The sequence below is a fragment of the Shewanella submarina genome (assembly GCF_042646185.1).
Lineage (GTDB): Bacteria > Pseudomonadota > Gammaproteobacteria > Enterobacterales > Shewanellaceae > Shewanella > Shewanella corallii.
Window position 1 is genome coordinate 448,647 of sequence record NZ_JBHRTD010000012.1, and the last position, 17,468, is coordinate 466,114.

Genomic DNA, 17,468 nt, shown 5'->3' on the forward strand with positions numbered 1-17,468 from the left:
AAAAACGCAATACCTTAGATGTGATGGCCTGAATACTGGCTCTTGCCGCGTCGGCAATACAGCCCAGGACTGACCATCACTTCAACCAGTGTGATGCTGACAAGATAAATGGGAGGCAATATGAGCAAAGTAATACTGTTAACCGGTGCGACAGATGGTATAGGTTTGGCGACAGCCAGGCTGCTGGCCGCTCAGGGGCACCAACTACTTATCCATGGTCGCAATCCGAATAAGTTGGCCAGTGTTACACAAGCGCTGGCGGAAGCTTATCCTGACACCAATGTTACCGCCCTGGAGGCTGACCTTTCCTCACTTGATGAGGTCAGCAAACTGGCAGACGCGGTAAAGGCTCAGGTTGCCCACCTGGATGTGATTATCAACAACGCAGGTGTCTTTAAAACGCCTGCAGCAATCAACCAGGCAGGTTTAGATGTGCGCTTTGTGGTGAACACGCTGGCACCCTGGTTGTTAACCCGGGCACTGCTGCCTTTAATGTCGGCTGACGGCCGGGTTGTTAACCTATCCTCCGCCGCTCAGGCACCGGTGCAGTTGGACGCGTTGCAGGGCAAGGTGCACCTTGCTGATGATTTTGCCACCTATGCCCAAAGTAAGCTGGCAATTACCGCCTGGAGTCGTGTTTTGGCCAGGCAACTGGGCGACCGAGGACCTGCCATTATCGCAGTCAACCCCGGCTCCCTGCTGGCCAGCAAAATGGTCAAAGATGGCTTTGGTGTGGCCGGTAACGACATCAGCATAGGTGCCAATATCCTGATTAAAGCCGGTCTGGATGCCAGCTTTGCCGATGCCAGTGGCAAATACTTTGACAATGATTCAGGCAAGTTTACCCCGCCTCACCCGGCAGCGCTGGATGAAGCTCAAACGGAAAGCCTGATCCAGACGATGGATAAGATGCTGGGATTACAGCCCTTTAGTAGCTGAACTGGAACAAACATAAAAAAGCTGAGGCAAACCTCAGCTTTTCTATGTTTTAAAGTAGCGATTTAGCCGCCATTATTGGCCTTGTAGTCAGCTTCCCAAACAGGAACCACCTCCTCCATAAATATAGCTTTGTCGGCATTCATCTTGTCCATATCCATTCCCAGTACCGCCTGAGCCTTGGCTTTGGTCGATATATCCGGCAAGGCGACCGTTTGTGTCACCCCATTTTCAGCGAGAATACGCACCAGTTTCACCCTGGCATCCGCCGCTTTATTGATCGCCGTACCAAGGATGCGCAAGGCTTCCTGAGGGGCATGTGCCGCCACACCGTGGGAGGCGATAGCGAAATCCCAGCGCCATTGGGCGTGTCTAATATCTTTGAGTGCAGGGGCCATTTGCGCCTCGGTGGCACCGGCTTCCCATGCCGCAGCAGCTTCAAAGTGCGCGTTAACCAGCTGAGCTTCAGCTTCTTTCTTCAGCTCGGCAACACGGGCTTTTTGCGTTTTCATCTGCTCCACAAAGTACTCTTTACTCTGGGTATGGCATCGTTCACAGGTATCAGAGAATTGGTCCAGAGGGTTACCGACTTTATGGCTGGTAAACCATTTGCCCTTTTCATTCTGCACTCTGGGCATGTGGCAGTAGGTGCAGGAAACACCATTGCGGCCATGGGCACCCAGCTTGGTGGTTTCATACCCCGGGTGCTGAGCCTTCAGCATAGGCGCACGAGACAGTTTGTGCGTCCAGTCGCTGAAGTTAATACTGTCAAAATAGACTTCAATCTCATCAACCGAGGTACCCATATCCCACGGGAACTTCACCCAATTGGGACGATCTGCGGTTTTCTCAAAATAGTACTCAACATGGCACTGGCCACAGACCATATTTTGCTGTTCCGTTCTGTCAGCTTCAGCAAAAGGCGTGCCTATGGTTTCAAAAGCTCGTTCGGCAAAAGGACGACTGACCCTCAGCTTAGCTGTGCCCGCCACGTGGCAGTCGGTACAACCGATACTGTTGGTGATCTCAGGTCCACCTTTGGCCCACTTACCCTGGAAATATTCAGCCTCGCCCTCACCTTTAATCAAACGGGCTACATCCGGGCTTTTACAGCTCCAGCAAGCCATGGGCATCGGGCCTTCATCTTCCTTCATGGGCGCACCGGTTCTTAATGTGGTGCGGACATCTGTTACTGCATAAAGGTGGCCACGGGGCGCATTGTAATCTTTGGCAAAACCATACCCCGCCCACAGGATCACCAAATTGGGATCGCCTCCCAGCGCATCGTCAAGAGCTTCACTCTCACCGGTTTGTTTCCAGGTCTTGTACTGATTGGGGAATTTACTTTCATATTGGACGTTATTTGCAGGGTTATCTTTGGCAAAGACAGGCAGGCTAACGCCAAGTGCCAGCACAGCTGTCAGCAATTGCGTTGCGGGTCGCATAGTGATTTCCTCATCAGAAATAAGCAGACTCTGCACCACAACTGCCCCCGGGATAGTTAGCTCCCAGGAGTCGGTGCAACTGATACCAATTTCATTTGGCAGTTGGTATTACATTTTGAACAACTAATATAGAAACTAACCAATCGCTGGCGGGATGCCAAGGGAAATACACACATTTTTAATGCGTTTTATAAAATCATTAAAAACAGTGAATTAGAGATAAAACCTGAGTAAATCAAAAGTCGCAGAAAATTCAGTTCAATCCAAGTTCACGGCGAAATGCCGAGCTCAGTGAAAGCTCTACCGCCTGCTGCGACCAGTCAGGATTGGACTCCAGCCAGCTGCGTAACAGCGGCATCACCTTACTGCCTTCCATCCCGGCGGATATCTCGGGCAGATACAACAAACGCAATAAGGTCACATCCAGAGGGGTCAACAGATTATTTTTGGAGGCATCGTTAAAGATGGAGGGAAACACCTGCTCAGAGTCATTGGGTAAGCCCATCGCCTGAGAGAACTCTTCCACTACGCAGGACAGGAGTTTACCGTGCATGCGAGCCTGATCCACCGGGATGACTATCAGAGCATGGCGGATCTCCGATTGCCTTGTCATCCACAGATGACCCATGCACACAGTGCCGTAAAAAGGCAGGCTGCCACCTGAGGGTCCAATAAGCTCACGGGTTTCCGCTTGCCAGGTGGCCTGTCTGGTGAAAAGCACCCTGACATTGGCACTCTGCTCACTGTCTGCCATTCCTATGTCATGGCCGGTAATATCTCCCAGATGCATCATCTGCATCTGCACCAGCTTGGTATGCAGCTCCTCATCCCCGACTCTGTGGTCCAGCCAGACACGAATGGGCCTGTGCCATTTGCGGACCGGATACTCGTGGTCATCATATTCATTATTCAGGGCAATAAGATTGAACGCCTTGGATACATAGGCATTATCGCTCCACTCGGCAGAAACCGGCATAGCCAGCATGATCAACAACAAGCCAGCGGCAAGATAACCAAGGAGGTGGTAGGCCCCAGAGGAATGACAGCTGACAGCCTGAGCCGCCCCGCTATCCGCTGGATAAGCGCGAGCTAGATTGTCCTTTAATCTGTCTGCTTCAGGCTTCATGTTTTGTTCCTTCGGTATCAGCCCTGTTGTCCAGGAACCAAGGCTCCATTTCGAATGATTCCGATTGCTTTAACTGTAGCATGCACAGACCTGGGGATTAACACTCTCCAAAAAGAAGTCTGGAAAGTGTCAACTGTATTCAGGACGGGTCACGAAAAACAAAAAGGAACCCAATTGGGTTCCTTTTCTGCTCAGAGCCGATTAGCCCTTTTTATTTTTGATGTGTGCCATCATACGCTTACGACGACGTTCCTGACTCAGGGTCAGTTTCTCCGTCTTACCTTCAAACGGGTTATCACCCTCCTGGAAGCGCAGCTGAATTGGCGTACCGACAACCTTCAGAGACTTACGGAAGTAGTTCATCATATAACGCTTGTAGGAGTCTGGCAGTTTGCTCACCTGGTTACCATGTACCACCACGATTGGTGGGTTATAACCACCGGCGTGAGCGTACTTCAGCTTCACTCGACGACCATTGATCAGCGGGGGCTGGTGATCATCCTGCGCCATCTGCATGATACGGGTCAGCATAGAGGTGCCCACACGACGGGTGGCACTTTCGTAAGCTTCTTCGATGGACTCGAACAGGTGACCAACACCTGTGCCATGCAGCGCAGAGATAAAGTGAATACGGGCAAAATCGATAAAGCCCAGACGACGGTCCAGTTCGCTCTTAACGCGATCTTTCACACCCTGATCAATACCATCCCACTTGTTGACGGCGATAACCAGTGCACGACCTGCGTTCAGCACAAACCCAAGCAGGCCCAGGTCCTGCTCAGCAATACCTTCACGGGCGTCGATAACCAGCAGTACCACGTTGGCATCTTCTACCGCTTTCAGGGTTTTAATCACGGAGAATTTCTCTACCGCTTCATACACCTTGGAGCGACGACGCACACCGGCAGTATCGATAATCACATAGTCCTGACCGTCACGCTCCATTGGGATATAGATGGAGTCACGAGTCGTCCCCGGCGCATCGTATACCACCACACGCTCTTCACCCAGAATACGGTTGGTCAATGTGGATTTACCCACGTTTGGCTTACCGATAATGGCCAGCTTAATAGGTTGCGCCTGCAGACGCGCCTGTTCAGCTTCGGCCTCTTCTTCAGTGTACTCACGCAGGTCGGTAGCTTCTTCTTCCTCGCCGTCGCGATTGACACCCAGCGCCTCGGCATAAGGTGCCAACGCGTATTCAATCATGTTGGTGACACCACGGCCCTGAGCCGCAGCCATCTGGTACACTTCGCCCAGGCCCAGAGACCAGAATTCAGCACAGGCAGAGTCAGCGTCGATACCATCAACCTTGTTGGCGACCACAAAAGTGGTCTTTTCACGGCTGCGCAGGTGCTGGGCAATCGCCATATCAGCGGCGGTCAGACCGGCGCGGGCGTCACACAGAAACAGCACTACGTCCGCTTCTTCAATCGCAGCCAAAGACTGCTCAGCCATTTTGGTTTCGATACCCTCTTCAGTACCGTCAATACCACCTGTGTCAACTACGATAAACTCGTAACCTGACAAAAATGCCCGGCCGTATTTACGGTCCCGGGTCAGACCAGGGTAGTCAGCCACCAGCGCATCACGGGTGCGGGTGAGTCGGTTAAACAGGGTAGATTTCCCCACGTTGGGGCGACCCACCAGGGCCACTACTGGGATCATGTTTTGCCTCTTTTCAATAAAAAGCCCCCGGAAGCACTTCCAGGGGCTCTATAAGGTTTTAGCCTTACTTAAGGAAGTGTCACTGCCACAACTTCACCGCTGCGGCCTTGCACATAAAGCTTGCCATCCGCCACTATCGGCGCGCTGAACAAGCCCTTGCTGTCAATCTGTAAACGACCGGCAATTTGACCATTGCTGCGGTCGATAAAGTGCAGGTAACCTTCATAGTCACCCACGACGATGTAATCGTTGAACACCACGGGTGCAGTCAGACTGCGATTGGTCAGTTCACTGTTGCTCCACTGCTCCAGGCCGTTGCGACGATCCACAGAGTAAATTCGGCTGTGGTCATCCACCAGAAACAGGCTGAAGCCTGAAGACGCCAAATCGTTAAAGCTGGAGTATTTGCGGGACCACATAATACGGCCAGTGCGGAGTTCCATCGCCACCAGATTGCCGTTATAGCTCACCGCGTACAGGGTATCACCGATAATCAGTGGGGTCATATCCACATCAGCCATACGGGCGAACTCATTACCGCCTTTTGGTGTGTAGATAGCCTGCTCCCATGCCGGTTGACCATTATCCTTGATGATAACCGCCACCTTGCCATCCGGAGTCCCCACAAAGAAACCACCGGCTTCAAACGCTGCACTGCCTGTACCACGCAGGGTCAGACTTGGCATCAGGGCTTCGTAAGTCCACAGGGACTCACCCGTCTCGACGTCAAAAGCTTCCAGCTGACCGGAACCTGTATTTACCACCACTATGTCATCAGCCACAGTGGGGGCAGACAGCAACTCACCTTTAGTCAGCGCATGCCACTCAAGTTCACCGGTTTCTACGTTCAGCGCCGCCAGCACACCACTTTCACTGCCAACAAACAGCTTGTTACGGGCTGCAGTCAGACCACCAGCGAGACGGGCACCTTTGTTTTTAGCCAGTACGCCGTCACGGAATGCTTCACTGAAGTCCCGCTCCCAAACCTTTTCACCGGTTTTCTCGTCGAATGCTTCAATCACACCGTCGCGATCAGCGGCAAAAATTTTGCCATAACGTACCGCGGGTTGCAGTTGGGAATAGTATTCACCTACCCCATCGCCAACCTGAGCCTGCCAACTGATTTCAGGGAATACAGTGGCGTTGATTTCCTGCAGCTCTGCGATAGGTTCTTCGATGCTGTCAGACGATGAGCAGGCCGACAACAGGGCCATGCTCAGGCTCGCCGCCAGCAGGGATTTACACCAGGACTTCATTGGCTGTTCCTTATGCCTTGTTCAGATTATCTATCTTCATCTGCAGTGCAGGGCTTTCCATCTGACCTTCTGCAGCCAACGCGTCTTTAGCCGCCAGGTATGCAGTACGAGCTTTGTCAGTTTCCCCCTGGCGCACCAGGAAATCACCTTTCAATTCATCACGCTGAGCAGCAAAGGCTGCATCAGTTACTGTGTCCAGAGTAGACAGAGCGGTACCAATCTGACCTTCCTGAGCCTGGATACGAGCCAGACGCAGTGTGGCAATTTCACCCAGGCCAGAGCCTGGCTTGGCTGCAATCACCTGGGTCAGGGCATCAGCGGCCTTGGTCAGGTCACCGGCTTCCACCGCCTGCTTGGCCAGCATCAGATCCAACAGCGCCTGATAACCTTTCTGGTCATGGGCTTTGTCGAAGTTGGCAATTTGACCCGCCAGTGTCGCCGCATCAGGGTTCTGATTACGGATCTGCTGGAAAGCAACGGAAGCTGATTCCGCATTTTCCACTTTTTGAGCTGAGAAGTAGTTCCAGCCATACAGGCCGCCCAAACCTACTACTGCACCTACCAGGATTGAGGTGCCATAATCCTTCCAGAACTGTTTGATAGCATCAACTTGTTGTTCTTCTGTGCTATAGATTTCCACTCGCACGTCCCCTTCTTACGATCACTCTTAGATCAGTTCTGCCAATACAGTTGCCAGCGCTTCACGGGCAACCAGTTGTTGTTCGTCATTGTTGCGCAGTGGCTTAACGGCGATCTGATTGGTAGCCAACTCGTTCTCACCGATAATCAAGGCAACTGCAGCACCGCTTTTGTCGGCGCGCTTCATCTGTTTTTTGAAATTACCACCACCACAGTGGCTCATCACCTTAAGGCCTGGCACTGCGTTGCGCAACTCCTCGGCGATTTTAATCGCTTCGATACGACAGTTGTCGCCCATGGCAGTCACATAGACATCGACAGCACCGGCAACATTTGCAGTCAGCTCAAGGGTTTCTACCAGCAGCACGATACGCTCGATACCCATGGCAAAACCGACTGCTGGGGTGTCTTTACCACCCAATTGTCCTACCAGACCATCGTAACGACCACCGGCCAGTACCGTACCCTGAGCACCCAGACTGTCGGTTACCCACTCAAATACGGTGCGGTTGTAATAGTCCAGACCGCGAACCAGGCGTGGGTTGATACGGTATTGGATGCCTGCGGCCTCCAATAGTTCACATAATTGATTAAAATGATTTTTTGACTCTTCACCCAGGAAGGACATCAGCTCTGGCGCATCGGCCAGAATCGCCTGAACCTGAGGGTCTTTGCTGTCCAGTACACGCAGTGGATTGGTGTACATGCGACGCTGAGAATCTTCATCCAGCTTGTCTTTGTGCTGCTCCAGAAATGCCACCAGGGCATCACGGTATTCGGCACGCTCGTGGTTATCACCCAGAGTGTTCAGCTCCAGCGTGACGTGTTCGGTCAGGCCCAGCTCTTTCCACAAACGGTTGGACAGCATCAGGACTTCAGCATCAGCGTCAGCAGTACCAATACCATAAACTTCCACACCAAACTGGTGGAACTGGCGATAGCGGCCTTTTTGCGGACGCTCGTGGCGGAACATAGGGCCCATGTACCACAGACGCTGTTCCTGGTTGTACAGCAAGCCGTGCTCATTACCGGCACGAACAGTAGACGCTGTACCTTCAGGACGCAGACTCAGGCTGTCACCATTGCGATCTTCAAAGGTGTACATCTCTTTTTCAACGATATCGGTGACATCACCAATAGAACGCTTGAAAAGGTCTGTACTTTCCACGATTGGCGTACGGATCTCGCTGTAACCGTAGGCGCTTACTGCACTGCGGACTACCGCTTCTACTTTTTGCCACACTGGACTTTGGGTCGGCAGAATGTCATTCATTCCGCGAATCGCTTGGATCTGTTTTGCCACTGTATCGACTCGATTGTTCGGTAAATAAGAAAAAACGCCCGGTATTATAGGCGTTTCCATACTAAACGTAAAACCCGCGCAATCCTTGAGCAACGGGTATGAAAAGCCGGGGAAAGACCCCGGCTCAATATACTGAATTAAGACTTGTCTTCCACCGGAATTCGCTGGGCAACAATGGCGGCCTGAGCCCGGATTTTCGCTTCCAGCTGCTCCACCAGATTGTCGTTGTCCATACGCTCTTTCTGACGTTCACCGTCTACATAGAAACCACTCTTGCGGTTACCACCGGTTAACCCCAGATCGGACACCAGAGCCTCACCCGGGCCATTCACCACACAACCGATAATGGATACATCCATCGGGGTGACGATATCTTCCAGTCTGCGCTCCAGCTCATTGACAGTACCAATCACATCAAACTCCTGACGGGAGCAGGATGGGCAGGCAATAAAGTTAATGCCGCGGGAACGAATGCGCAGGGACTTGAGGATATCAAAGCCCACTTTAATCTCTTCAACCGGATCGGCGGCCAGAGAGATACGCAGGGTATCGCCAATGCCTTCAGCCAACAGCATCCCCAGACCGACAGCGGACTTCACTGAACCGGAGCGGAAACCACCGGCTTCTGTAATGCCCAGGTGCAGAGGCTGCTGAATCTGTCTTGCCAGCTGACGGTAGGACTCCACAGCCAGAAAGACGTCAGAAGCCTTCACGCTCACTTTAAACTGGTCGAAGTTCAGACGGTCAAGAATGTCTACATGACGCATGGCGGACTCAACCAGAGCTTCAGGCGTCGGCTCTTTGTACTTATCCATCAGATCTTTTTCCAAAGACCCGCCGTTAACACCGATACGGATTGGGATATTCAGGTCGCGGGCACAATCCACCACGCTGCGAATACGCTCTTCGTTACCAATGTTGCCCGGGTTGATACGCAGACAGTCGGCACCGTACTCAGCCACCTTAAGGGCGATACGGTAGTCGAAATGAATGTCTGCCACCAAAGGCACCTTGCTCTGTTGCTTAATCAGCTTAAAAGCTTCTGCGGCATCCATGGTGGGTACAGAGACCCGAACGATATCGGCACCCACGTTTTCCAACGCACGGATCTGCGCCACTGTGGCATCAACATCGGTTGTACGAGTGTTGGTCATGGACTGAACGGCAATGGGTGCACCGTCACCAATAGGAACATTGCCCACATAGATGCGGGTAGAGGGACGACGTTTAATAGGGGATTCGTTGTACATCTTGGCTTAGCTCTGTTTAGGCTCAGTAAGGGCTCTGCCCGGTTATCTTACACAGGGTAAGAGCTTATTCGCGCGGCAAGCTGAAGCGGGCGACTTTACCGGCAGGATAATCTTCCAGGCTGATATTCTCGCCATTAAATTGCAGGGATACAACCTGCGGCGCACCAATTACCAGACTAAATGGCGCCACACCTGTTACATCCATAGAACGACCAGCCTCTTTCACACCACTGATCAATACTTTGCCAGTGGCATCTTCAACTTTCATCCAGCAGTCACCGGCAAGGGATACATTCAGACTTGCGGTTACGGCATCATCAGATTGAGGTTGGCTTTGTTCAGGCGAAGTAGTTGTGGCGCTGCTTTCGGTTTCTGTTTCAATGGGAGCCTGCTCTGGCGCTGGAGTGCTATCTGCTGCATCAGGGGTTTCAGTCTGGACAGGCTCAGATTGCTCTTCATCTGTCAGAGGAAGGCTCACCACAGAGGCGGTGCTGATAACCGGCTCACCAGCTTCAGTTGCGCCCAGCTCTACGGCAGCCGCGACCTCTTCAGCACTTGGCTGCGAGAGATCCATACCTGTATTCATATTGGATTTCTGGAACCACCAGAGTACCACCAGGGCGGCCAGCACAATCACGATAAGCCAGGTCACCATCATTAAACGGCTGTCACGGGCCTGATGGGTGGTTTTGCGGGAAAAGCTCTGCATGGCAGGCTCAGCCTCACTGGGTACCTGCTGTTCAAGACAGGCCATCACTTCGGCTTCATCCACCCCCAGAATTCGGGCGTAGTTACGTACATAGCCACGAGCATAGGTGGCAGAGGAGATTCCATCGAACTTGTCCGCTTCGATATCCCGAACCAAAGAGGGGCGCAAGTGCAGCCGTCCGGAAATATCTTCAATGGTCAGCCCACTGGCTTCTCTGGCATGTTTAAGAATCTCGCCAACAGTGGCGGTGATATCCTTTGATTCTTCAGCTACTGTTTCTTCCTTGAGTAACTCTTGTTGGTTGTCTGTCATCAATTCAAACTAGCCCGGTATTGCCTGGCCTGCTCTGAGGCGGGGAACTTAGCCAGTAGGCGAATGCCATACCGCTTAACCGCCTCAGGATCATTCAGGCCCTGCTCAATTTTTATTCCAAGCGCCAGACTCTGTGCCGACTCGGGTACCACTCTGTGATAACGCGCCAATTCCTGACGCGCGTCACTGAAATCATTTTGCTCCAGCGACAACAGAATCAATTCCATCATGGTGGAAGCCCGACGCGGCTCATACTTCAGCGCCGACTCGAAATATTGTTTCGCTTTCTCTATATGACCCGCTTTTCTGCTACAAATTCCCAGATTTTCATAACTGGAACCTGTGCGGGTATATTCCTGGGTATCAATGGCGGCCAGAAACATCTTCTCTGCCTGCTCATATTTCTCCTGCTGACACAGGAAAACCCCGAAGTTATTCAATGCATCACCAGAAGGATTGCGGGTATTTACTGCCCCCTGATAAGCAGATTCTGCCCGGCGCAGATCCCCGACCGTCTGGTAGTAGTAAGCCATGGCAATATGGGCATCTTCCAAATCTGGCGCATGGGACAAGGCCCGGTCCAGATTGTACTTTGCCTGTTCGCTGTTGCCACGCTGCAAATAGGTCAACCCCAGCTGAATACGCTCTCTGGCGGCGGACACTTTATCGAATTTGCGTTCCTGAACCTGAATATCGGTTCCACTGTAGGTACGCTCTGTGACACACCCTGCTGTCAAACCTGACAACAGAAGTGCACACACAATTGGCAATCCCTGCTTCATGGTATTTACCTGTTAATGGTTGTGCATTGCCGGCCGTCTTACCGCGACCGGTCACTGAATCTGGATTCAATACAGCACACTCTCATCAGAGTAAATCTATGCTGCTAATTATCAAGCCATTTTTACTGAAATTTGTTGATCTTGCATACGTTTTTTTGCAAGGCGCTTGGTACGGTCACGAACATCACCGGCCAACTGACCACAGGCGGCATCAATATCATCGCCACGAGTCTTACGTACAATCACAGTTAAACCGTACTCCATCAATACTTTGGAGAAGCGATCAATACGGGAATTGGATGAACGGCCGTAAGGAGAACCCGGGTATGGGTTGAACGGGATCAGGTTCACCTTGCATGGGGTATCTTTCATCAGTTTGGCCAGCTCGTGCGCCTGATCTGTGGAATCATTAACATGATCCAGCATCACATACTCCAGGGTCACACGACCACGGTTGGCGTTGGAGCGACTGATGTAGTCACGAATTGCAGCCAGGAACTGCTCCAGCGGATACTTTTTGTTGATAGGTACCAGCTCATTACGCAGTTCATCATTGGAAGCGTGAATACTGACCGCCAGGGCGACGTCCAGTTCGTCCGCCAATTTAGGCAGCGCTGGCACCACGCCTGAGGTAGAAACAGTCACACGGCGCTTGGACAGACCAAAACCAAAGTCATCCAGCATGATCTTAATCGCCGGAATCACATTGGACAGATTCAGCAGCGGCTCACCCATGCCCATCATGACCACGTTGGTCACCGGACGCTCACCGGTTTCCTTGGCAAAGCCCAGGAACTCAGACACACGCCAGATCTGACCCACAATCTCAGATACGCTCAGGTTACGGTTAAAACCTTGCTGCGCGGTGGAGCAGAATGAACATTCCAGGGCACAACCCACCTGAGAAGATACACACAGAGTTGCTCTGTCATCTTCAGGGATATAAACGGTTTCCACTTCCTGGCCATTGCCCACATTGATGGCAAACTTAATGGTGCCATCAGAGGATTTCTGGAAGGTTGAGATTTCCGGAGCAACAATCTCGCAGCGCGCCTTCAGCTTGGCACGCATCGCCTTGTTGATGTTGTTCATTTCATCGAAGTCACTGACGCCGAAGTGATAGATCCATTTCATCAGCTGATCGGCACGAAATGGCTTCTCACCAATCTCCACCAGCATTTCCCGCATCGCATTGCGATCCAGGTCCAACAAATTGATCTTTTTCTCACTCATTCTGGCTAACCTCAAAAAACCGAAAACCTGCAAACAGGGCGGCGAATTATACAGAGAGACATGAAAATTAGCCAGTACGCAAACACCCTGTAAATTTCAGAGGAGTGCGAAGCTCCGTGGCACAATTAAGTCTGGGCTATCACAGTGGTTTTTTCCCGGATGTGATTTCAGGCACAGATAATTATCCGTCATGGCAAAAGAGTGTGGTAAAATCGCGCCCGGGTCAATGTTGGCCTTTACCTCGGAGTTGTAATTCCACCCCCTATGTTAACCCTTATCCTAATTATCGTTGTCGCTGTCGGTGTGTCCTTCCTGTGCAGCGTTTTTGAAGCCGTTCTGTTGTCTGTTACCCCCAGCTATATTGCCAACCTGGAGCAATCCAACCCGGGGGCTGCTGCACGTCTGGCCAAACAAAAAGAAAATGTTGAATCACCTCTGGTGTCTATTCTGACTCTGAACACCATCGCCCACACAGTCGGTGCGGCAGTAGCCGGTGCTCAGGCAGCCAAGGTTTTCGGCGATGAAATGCTGGGTGTGTTCTCCGGGGTGCTGACGTTTATCATCCTGTTCTTCTCGGAAATTATTCCGAAGACTATCGGTGCCAACTACTGGCGAGCTCTGGCTCCAGTAGTCACTCACGCACTGTACTGGATGGAACGTATTACACTGCCTTTGATCTGGATGTCTCAACAGGTCACCAAATTGATGGGTAAAGGCGATGATGGTCAGTATATCCGTCAGGAGATGAGCGCCATGGCCCGTATTGGTCATGAGTCCGGCGAACTGGACGAGCAGGAATCCAAGATTCTGACTCAAATGCTGACCGTGCGTGATATGCCAGTTACCGCGATTATGACGCCACGTACTGTGATGTTCTCTCTGCCGGTATCCCTGACGCAGCACGAGTTTGTTGAAAAATACATGAACAAGCCGTTCACCCGTATTCCTGTGTATGCCAAAGACCACGATGATATTATCGGCTATGTAAACCGTACCGATATTCTGCTGGCTGAGCGTGATACGCCTGAGGCAACCCTGAACCCGCTGAAGAAGAGCCTGCTGGCTGTGCCTGAAACTGCGAAAATCCTGCCTCTGTTTGAGCTGATGATTAAGCGCAATACTCAAATCGCCATGGTAGTGGATGAGTATGGTTCCAGTCAGGGTATTGTGACTCAGGAAGATATCATCGAGTCCATGCTGGGTCTGGAGATTGTCGACCTGAACGATCCGGCAACCGATATGCAGCAGTTGGCCCGCAAACTGTGGAAGCGACGCATGAAGCATAAAGGTATCCGCCTGTCCGATGACGGTGACTTCGAGCCGGTTGCAGAGCAGTAACCGCCATACACCATAATAAAGGGAGCCCAGGCTCCCTTTTTTGTGCCTCTCGTTCGTCCCCCGGCGCGTCATAGGTGCTACAATCTGCGGCCCGAGAGAGGAAGATTATGACCCAAAGACTGTTACTCAAACTGGCTCACATCAATGATACCCATTCCCACTTTGAGCCAAGCCGGGTGCGGTTCACCCTGCAATCCCCAAACAAGCCACTTGCGATAAGCGCCAATACCGGCGGTTACGCCAGAATTAAAAGTCAGCTGGACAAAGCCAAAGCTGACGCAGATGCACACGACCAGCACTTTGTATTTCTGCACGGCGGCGACAGCTTCCAGGGCACACTCTATTTTCGCGAGTTTAAAGGTGCCGCCAACGCCGATCTGCTGAATCAACTTAAGCCCGACGCCATGGTGCTGGGCAATCATGAAATTGATGGCGGCAACGCCCCGGTACGCCGTTTTCTGGACGCCATCGAGTTTCCGCTGATGGCCGGCAATATGGAACTCACCGAGGAGCAGCTTGGTAATAAGGGGCTGAGGGGACATCCACGCATGTTGGATTATGACCCGCAAAGCCAATGTGCCCGGGTACATTTTATTGCCATGGGCAATACCCAGCTGGCTGTATTTGGCATCACCCTGGATCAAATGAAGTCAATTGCTCATCCTGATCCCGGCACTGAGTTTCACAGTGCAATCGACGTCACCCGCAATACAGTGCAAATGCTGCATAGACAGGGAGTACCGCATATTCTGGTGCTCAGCCACCTGGGTATAGATGGTGACAGAGTGTTGGCCGACGCTGTCGATGGCATCAGTCTTATCGTCGGTGGTCACAGCCATACTCAACAGGGCGATTGTCAGGAGCTGGGGATTCCCGCCCTGCCCTACGGCGAAGTGGTTAATCACACCCCAATCGTCCACGCGGGTAAGTATGCCGAGACTCTGGGACTGGCCGATATTGAATTTAACACCGATGGCAAGGTAACCGCCCTGAGCGGCCGTAACCTGTTTATGCTGGATACGGATCTGATGGATCATTCAGGCAAGCCGTTGCCAGAGGATGACTATCAAGAGGCCCTGAGCCTGCTGCAGGCCCACCCTGCCATCGCCTGGGAGCCAGGAGATCAACAGGTCGATAACCTGCTGGCACAAAAATACCGTCCACGGATTGATGAGCTTGAACGTCAGATAGTCGCTCTGGTGCCCCAGAACATGGTGCATACCCGCCTTCCAAGCAAAACCCTGCCCCACGGCAGTGAACTGGCTCCCTGGGTCAGTCGTGCCATGTACAGCCGCGCCAAACTGCAGGATAAACGTATCGACTTTGCCCTGCATAACGCAGGTGGCGTGCGTGACTCCCTGGATCCGGGAGAACTTTCTCTGGCTGATGTACTGGGCAAAGTACTGCCATTCGATATTCCACTGGTGAGCTATCAGATCCGCGGCCGGTATATCTGCCAGGCACTGGAGTCAGCCATTGATACCGCGACCAATAACGGCATTCAGGGAACAGGCACCGGCAGTTTCCCCTACACCTATGGATTAAGATACCAGTACGATGGCCGACGCCCTCGTGGCGAAAGAATTGTCTCGCTGGAAGTGATGCAGCAGAAACAGTGGCGTCCATTAAATAGTGATGAGCTGTATACAGGCGTCTCCAGTCAGTACACCATCTCAGGAAAAGAGGGATATCACCCTCTGCTGAATAATGAGTGGCAACAACAGATGGATGCACTTACTCTGCCCGGAGCCTTTATTGAATTTATTCGCTCCGGAGATGTGTGGGCCGACCCGGTTGGGCCAAACGTGCATTACACCAGTCACCTGAAACAGGATTGAGTAAATACCAAAGCCGGCATTCAGCCGGCTTTATTCTGCTTAAGCCGCAGCAACCTCAGGTTTGTTTTCGGACGACAGGAATTTTTGCAGCCAGCTATCCACCCCAAAGCGTCCCGCACCCGACACCGCCAATGACACAGATATGGCCAGCAACGCCAATCCGAATTCATAACCGTTATTACTCATAAACAAGCCGTTATCCAGATGCACAGTCACAATCGCCACCAGCATGGTAAAGGCAAGTACCACAGCCATCGGCCGGGTAAGCAGCCCAAGTACGATAAACAGACCACCAAAGAATTCAGCACTTCCCGCCAGTAATGCCATCAGATAACCGGGAGCCAGACCTATAGATGCCATCCACTGTCCTGTTGCCTCAAGACCATAACCACCAAACACGCCAAAGAGTTTCTGGGCGCCGTGTGCGGCGAAGATAATGCCAGCTGGCACACGCAGTGCCAAAGGTGCCAGGCTGCTTTCAGATTTAAGAAGTGAGTGAAGGAGTGCTGTCATTTTACTGTCCTCGATTGGGTTCATCCCGCCGGTATGGCGTCCTTGATTTGATGAACCCAGTCTATATTCACAAATAAAGATTAAAATTTGTGAATTAAGGACGGACGGTTCCTTTTATGAGAATGTAAAACTCAGATGTTCAGCGGCAAGCGCATATGAAAACCCGGTAGCATCTGCCCGGATTTGGGTTGATAAGATTTATATTCGAGCACAAACCCCTCCCGTTCAAACAGAGGGCGGGAGTAATAGGAAGCATCGACAGTCAACTCCGGAAATCCTTGCTCGCAGGCCCAATCCCGCGCTGTGCTGAACAATAACGCCGCAAAGCCCTGCCCCTGATAGGCGGGATGAACGTACAAACTGTCTATATAACCCCGTTGAAAATACTGGGTTTCAATGTTGATGAAGCCACAGCACAGTGGCGCAGCCAGAGGTTTAGGCGGATTAAAGTCCAAAATGACCCAGGATTGTGTACGGGTGAGCCTTTGGTGCCAATATCTGTCAGACCTGGGTTGATTGGACCAGGCATGAAGCTGGGCGTCAGAGTAGTGCCTTCCTGCAATACCATGCACTGCCAGATGAAAAATCATGCTGACCTGATTGGCGAATGCCCGGCTGTAAGGCTGAACCTGAAATCGGTCCAGCACGGGAGAGACTGATATACGAGTGTGCATAATCGCTAATTTGGCGTTAAGACACAAAAAAAGCAAACCCCGGTTGCCCGGGGTATGCTTATGTCTATTAAGACAATTACTCTTTTACGATTTTGCTGACGAACAGCAGATCAGCAAAAGTGCGGTTCAGAGTCTTGCTGTGGAAGTCTTTCATCCAACCAGCGCTGGTTACAGACACAGTGTCACCCTTTTCAAGGTTAACCTGGGGACCTGCAGCCCAAAGGGTTTTATCGCCTTCCTGGATCTGAACATAGGTGTAACCACCTGAGTTCATGGTTTCCAGAACAGTTCCCTGATGCATGCCGGTTTGTGCCCATGTCAGCATGCTGGCCATTGCCAAAGAAGCGGCCGCCAACAGTTTCAGTCCGATCTTCTTCATTGATTTTCCTGTTAACTTACTAAATTAGTTAGGACATTTAAGCACGTCCTAAAATCCAATTCCGCTA

At 51.8% G+C, this 17,468-nt stretch carries 16 protein-coding genes; 3 read left to right on the plus strand and 13 right to left on the minus strand.

The annotated features are described in order from the left end of the window. Positions 1-120: 120 nt before the first annotated feature. The gene (locus ACFOE0_RS10945) at positions 121-939 is read left to right on the plus strand and encodes an SDR family NAD(P)-dependent oxidoreductase (RefSeq protein ID WP_248935893.1); all 819 of its coding nucleotides are present in this window, start codon (positions 121-123) and stop codon (positions 937-939) included. 62 nt (positions 940-1,001) lie between these two features. Here ACFOE0_RS10945 and nrfA read toward each other — a convergent pair whose 3' ends face one another. The 10 genes from nrfA to ACFOE0_RS10995 form a co-directional block, all read right to left on the minus strand. Continuing rightward, positions 1,002-2,381, minus strand: coding sequence for an ammonia-forming cytochrome c nitrite reductase (nrfA, locus tag ACFOE0_RS10950; RefSeq protein WP_248935894.1), 1,380 nt, complete (start codon positions 2,379-2,381; stop codon positions 1,002-1,004). A 253-nt stretch (positions 2,382-2,634) separates the two neighbouring features. Beyond that, the gene (locus ACFOE0_RS10955; RefSeq protein ID WP_248935895.1) at positions 2,635-3,507 is read right to left on the minus strand and encodes a DUF2927 domain-containing protein; all 873 of its coding nucleotides are present in this window, start codon (positions 3,505-3,507) and stop codon (positions 2,635-2,637) included. 201 nt (positions 3,508-3,708) lie between these two features. After that, on the minus strand, positions 3,709-5,175 hold the full coding sequence (gene der, locus ACFOE0_RS10960) for a ribosome biogenesis GTPase Der (protein WP_248935896.1): 1,467 nt from the start codon (positions 5,173-5,175) through the stop codon (positions 3,709-3,711). A gap of 68 nt (positions 5,176-5,243) precedes the next feature. Further along, positions 5,244-6,431: an outer membrane protein assembly factor BamB gene (gene bamB / locus ACFOE0_RS10965; RefSeq protein ID WP_248935897.1), complete on the minus strand. Its 1,188-nt coding sequence runs from the start codon at positions 6,429-6,431 to the stop codon at positions 5,244-5,246. Positions 6,432-6,441: 10 nt separating this feature from the next. Beyond that, positions 6,442-7,071 carry a tetratricopeptide repeat protein gene (locus ACFOE0_RS10970; RefSeq protein ID WP_115137847.1) on the minus strand — a complete coding sequence of 210 codons (630 nt, stop codon included), beginning with the start codon at positions 7,069-7,071 and terminating at the stop codon, positions 6,442-6,444. Positions 7,072-7,098: 27 nt separating this feature from the next. After that, positions 7,099-8,373 (minus strand): histidine--tRNA ligase, encoded by a 1,275-nt coding sequence (gene hisS, locus ACFOE0_RS10975; RefSeq protein WP_115137968.1) that lies wholly within the window; start codon positions 8,371-8,373, stop codon positions 7,099-7,101. Between the two features lie 137 nt (positions 8,374-8,510). Then, a complete protein-coding gene (ispG, locus tag ACFOE0_RS10980) occupies positions 8,511-9,623 on the minus strand; it encodes a flavodoxin-dependent (E)-4-hydroxy-3-methylbut-2-enyl-diphosphate synthase (RefSeq protein WP_115137846.1) in 1,113 nt (370 codons plus the stop codon). A gap of 64 nt (positions 9,624-9,687) precedes the next feature. Next, positions 9,688-10,644, minus strand: a complete 957-nt coding sequence (locus tag ACFOE0_RS10985) for a RodZ domain-containing protein (RefSeq protein ID WP_248935898.1) — start codon at positions 10,642-10,644, stop codon at positions 9,688-9,690. Then, complete coding sequence (gene pilW, locus ACFOE0_RS10990; RefSeq protein ID WP_248935899.1) at positions 10,644-11,426, minus strand: type IV pilus biogenesis/stability protein PilW; 783 nt, start codon at positions 11,424-11,426, stop codon at positions 10,644-10,646. The genes ACFOE0_RS10985 and pilW overlap by 1 nt, the downstream gene beginning before the upstream one ends. A 111-nt stretch (positions 11,427-11,537) precedes the next feature. Further along, positions 11,538-12,659, minus strand: a complete 1,122-nt coding sequence (locus tag ACFOE0_RS10995) for a bifunctional tRNA (adenosine(37)-C2)-methyltransferase TrmG/ribosomal RNA large subunit methyltransferase RlmN (protein ID WP_115137843.1) — start codon at positions 12,657-12,659, stop codon at positions 11,538-11,540. A gap of 264 nt (positions 12,660-12,923) precedes the next feature. On the opposite strand from ACFOE0_RS10995, the gene ACFOE0_RS11000 reads away from it, so the two are divergent. Together ACFOE0_RS11000 and ACFOE0_RS11005 are read left to right on the plus strand one after the other, a co-directional pair. After that, complete coding sequence (locus ACFOE0_RS11000; RefSeq protein WP_248935900.1) at positions 12,924-13,997, plus strand: CNNM domain-containing protein; 1,074 nt, start codon at positions 12,924-12,926, stop codon at positions 13,995-13,997. A 107-nt stretch (positions 13,998-14,104) separates the two neighbouring features. Continuing rightward, the gene (locus ACFOE0_RS11005) at positions 14,105-15,835 is read left to right on the plus strand and encodes a bifunctional metallophosphatase/5'-nucleotidase (RefSeq protein ID WP_248935902.1); all 1,731 of its coding nucleotides are present in this window, start codon (positions 14,105-14,107) and stop codon (positions 15,833-15,835) included. Positions 15,836-15,874: 39 nt separating this feature from the next. Here ACFOE0_RS11005 and ACFOE0_RS11010 read toward each other — a convergent pair whose 3' ends face one another. From ACFOE0_RS11010 to ACFOE0_RS11020, 3 genes are all read right to left on the minus strand, one after another. Then, the gene (locus tag ACFOE0_RS11010; RefSeq protein WP_248935903.1) at positions 15,875-16,348 is read right to left on the minus strand and encodes a DoxX family protein; all 474 of its coding nucleotides are present in this window, start codon (positions 16,346-16,348) and stop codon (positions 15,875-15,877) included. A 131-nt stretch (positions 16,349-16,479) separates the two neighbouring features. After that, complete coding sequence (locus ACFOE0_RS11015; protein ID WP_248935904.1) at positions 16,480-17,022, minus strand: GNAT family N-acetyltransferase; 543 nt, start codon at positions 17,020-17,022, stop codon at positions 16,480-16,482. 76 nt (positions 17,023-17,098) lie between these two features. Then, complete coding sequence (locus tag ACFOE0_RS11020) at positions 17,099-17,401, minus strand: NrfJ (RefSeq protein ID WP_115137839.1); 303 nt, start codon at positions 17,399-17,401, stop codon at positions 17,099-17,101. Positions 17,402-17,468: the final 67 nt, after the last annotated feature.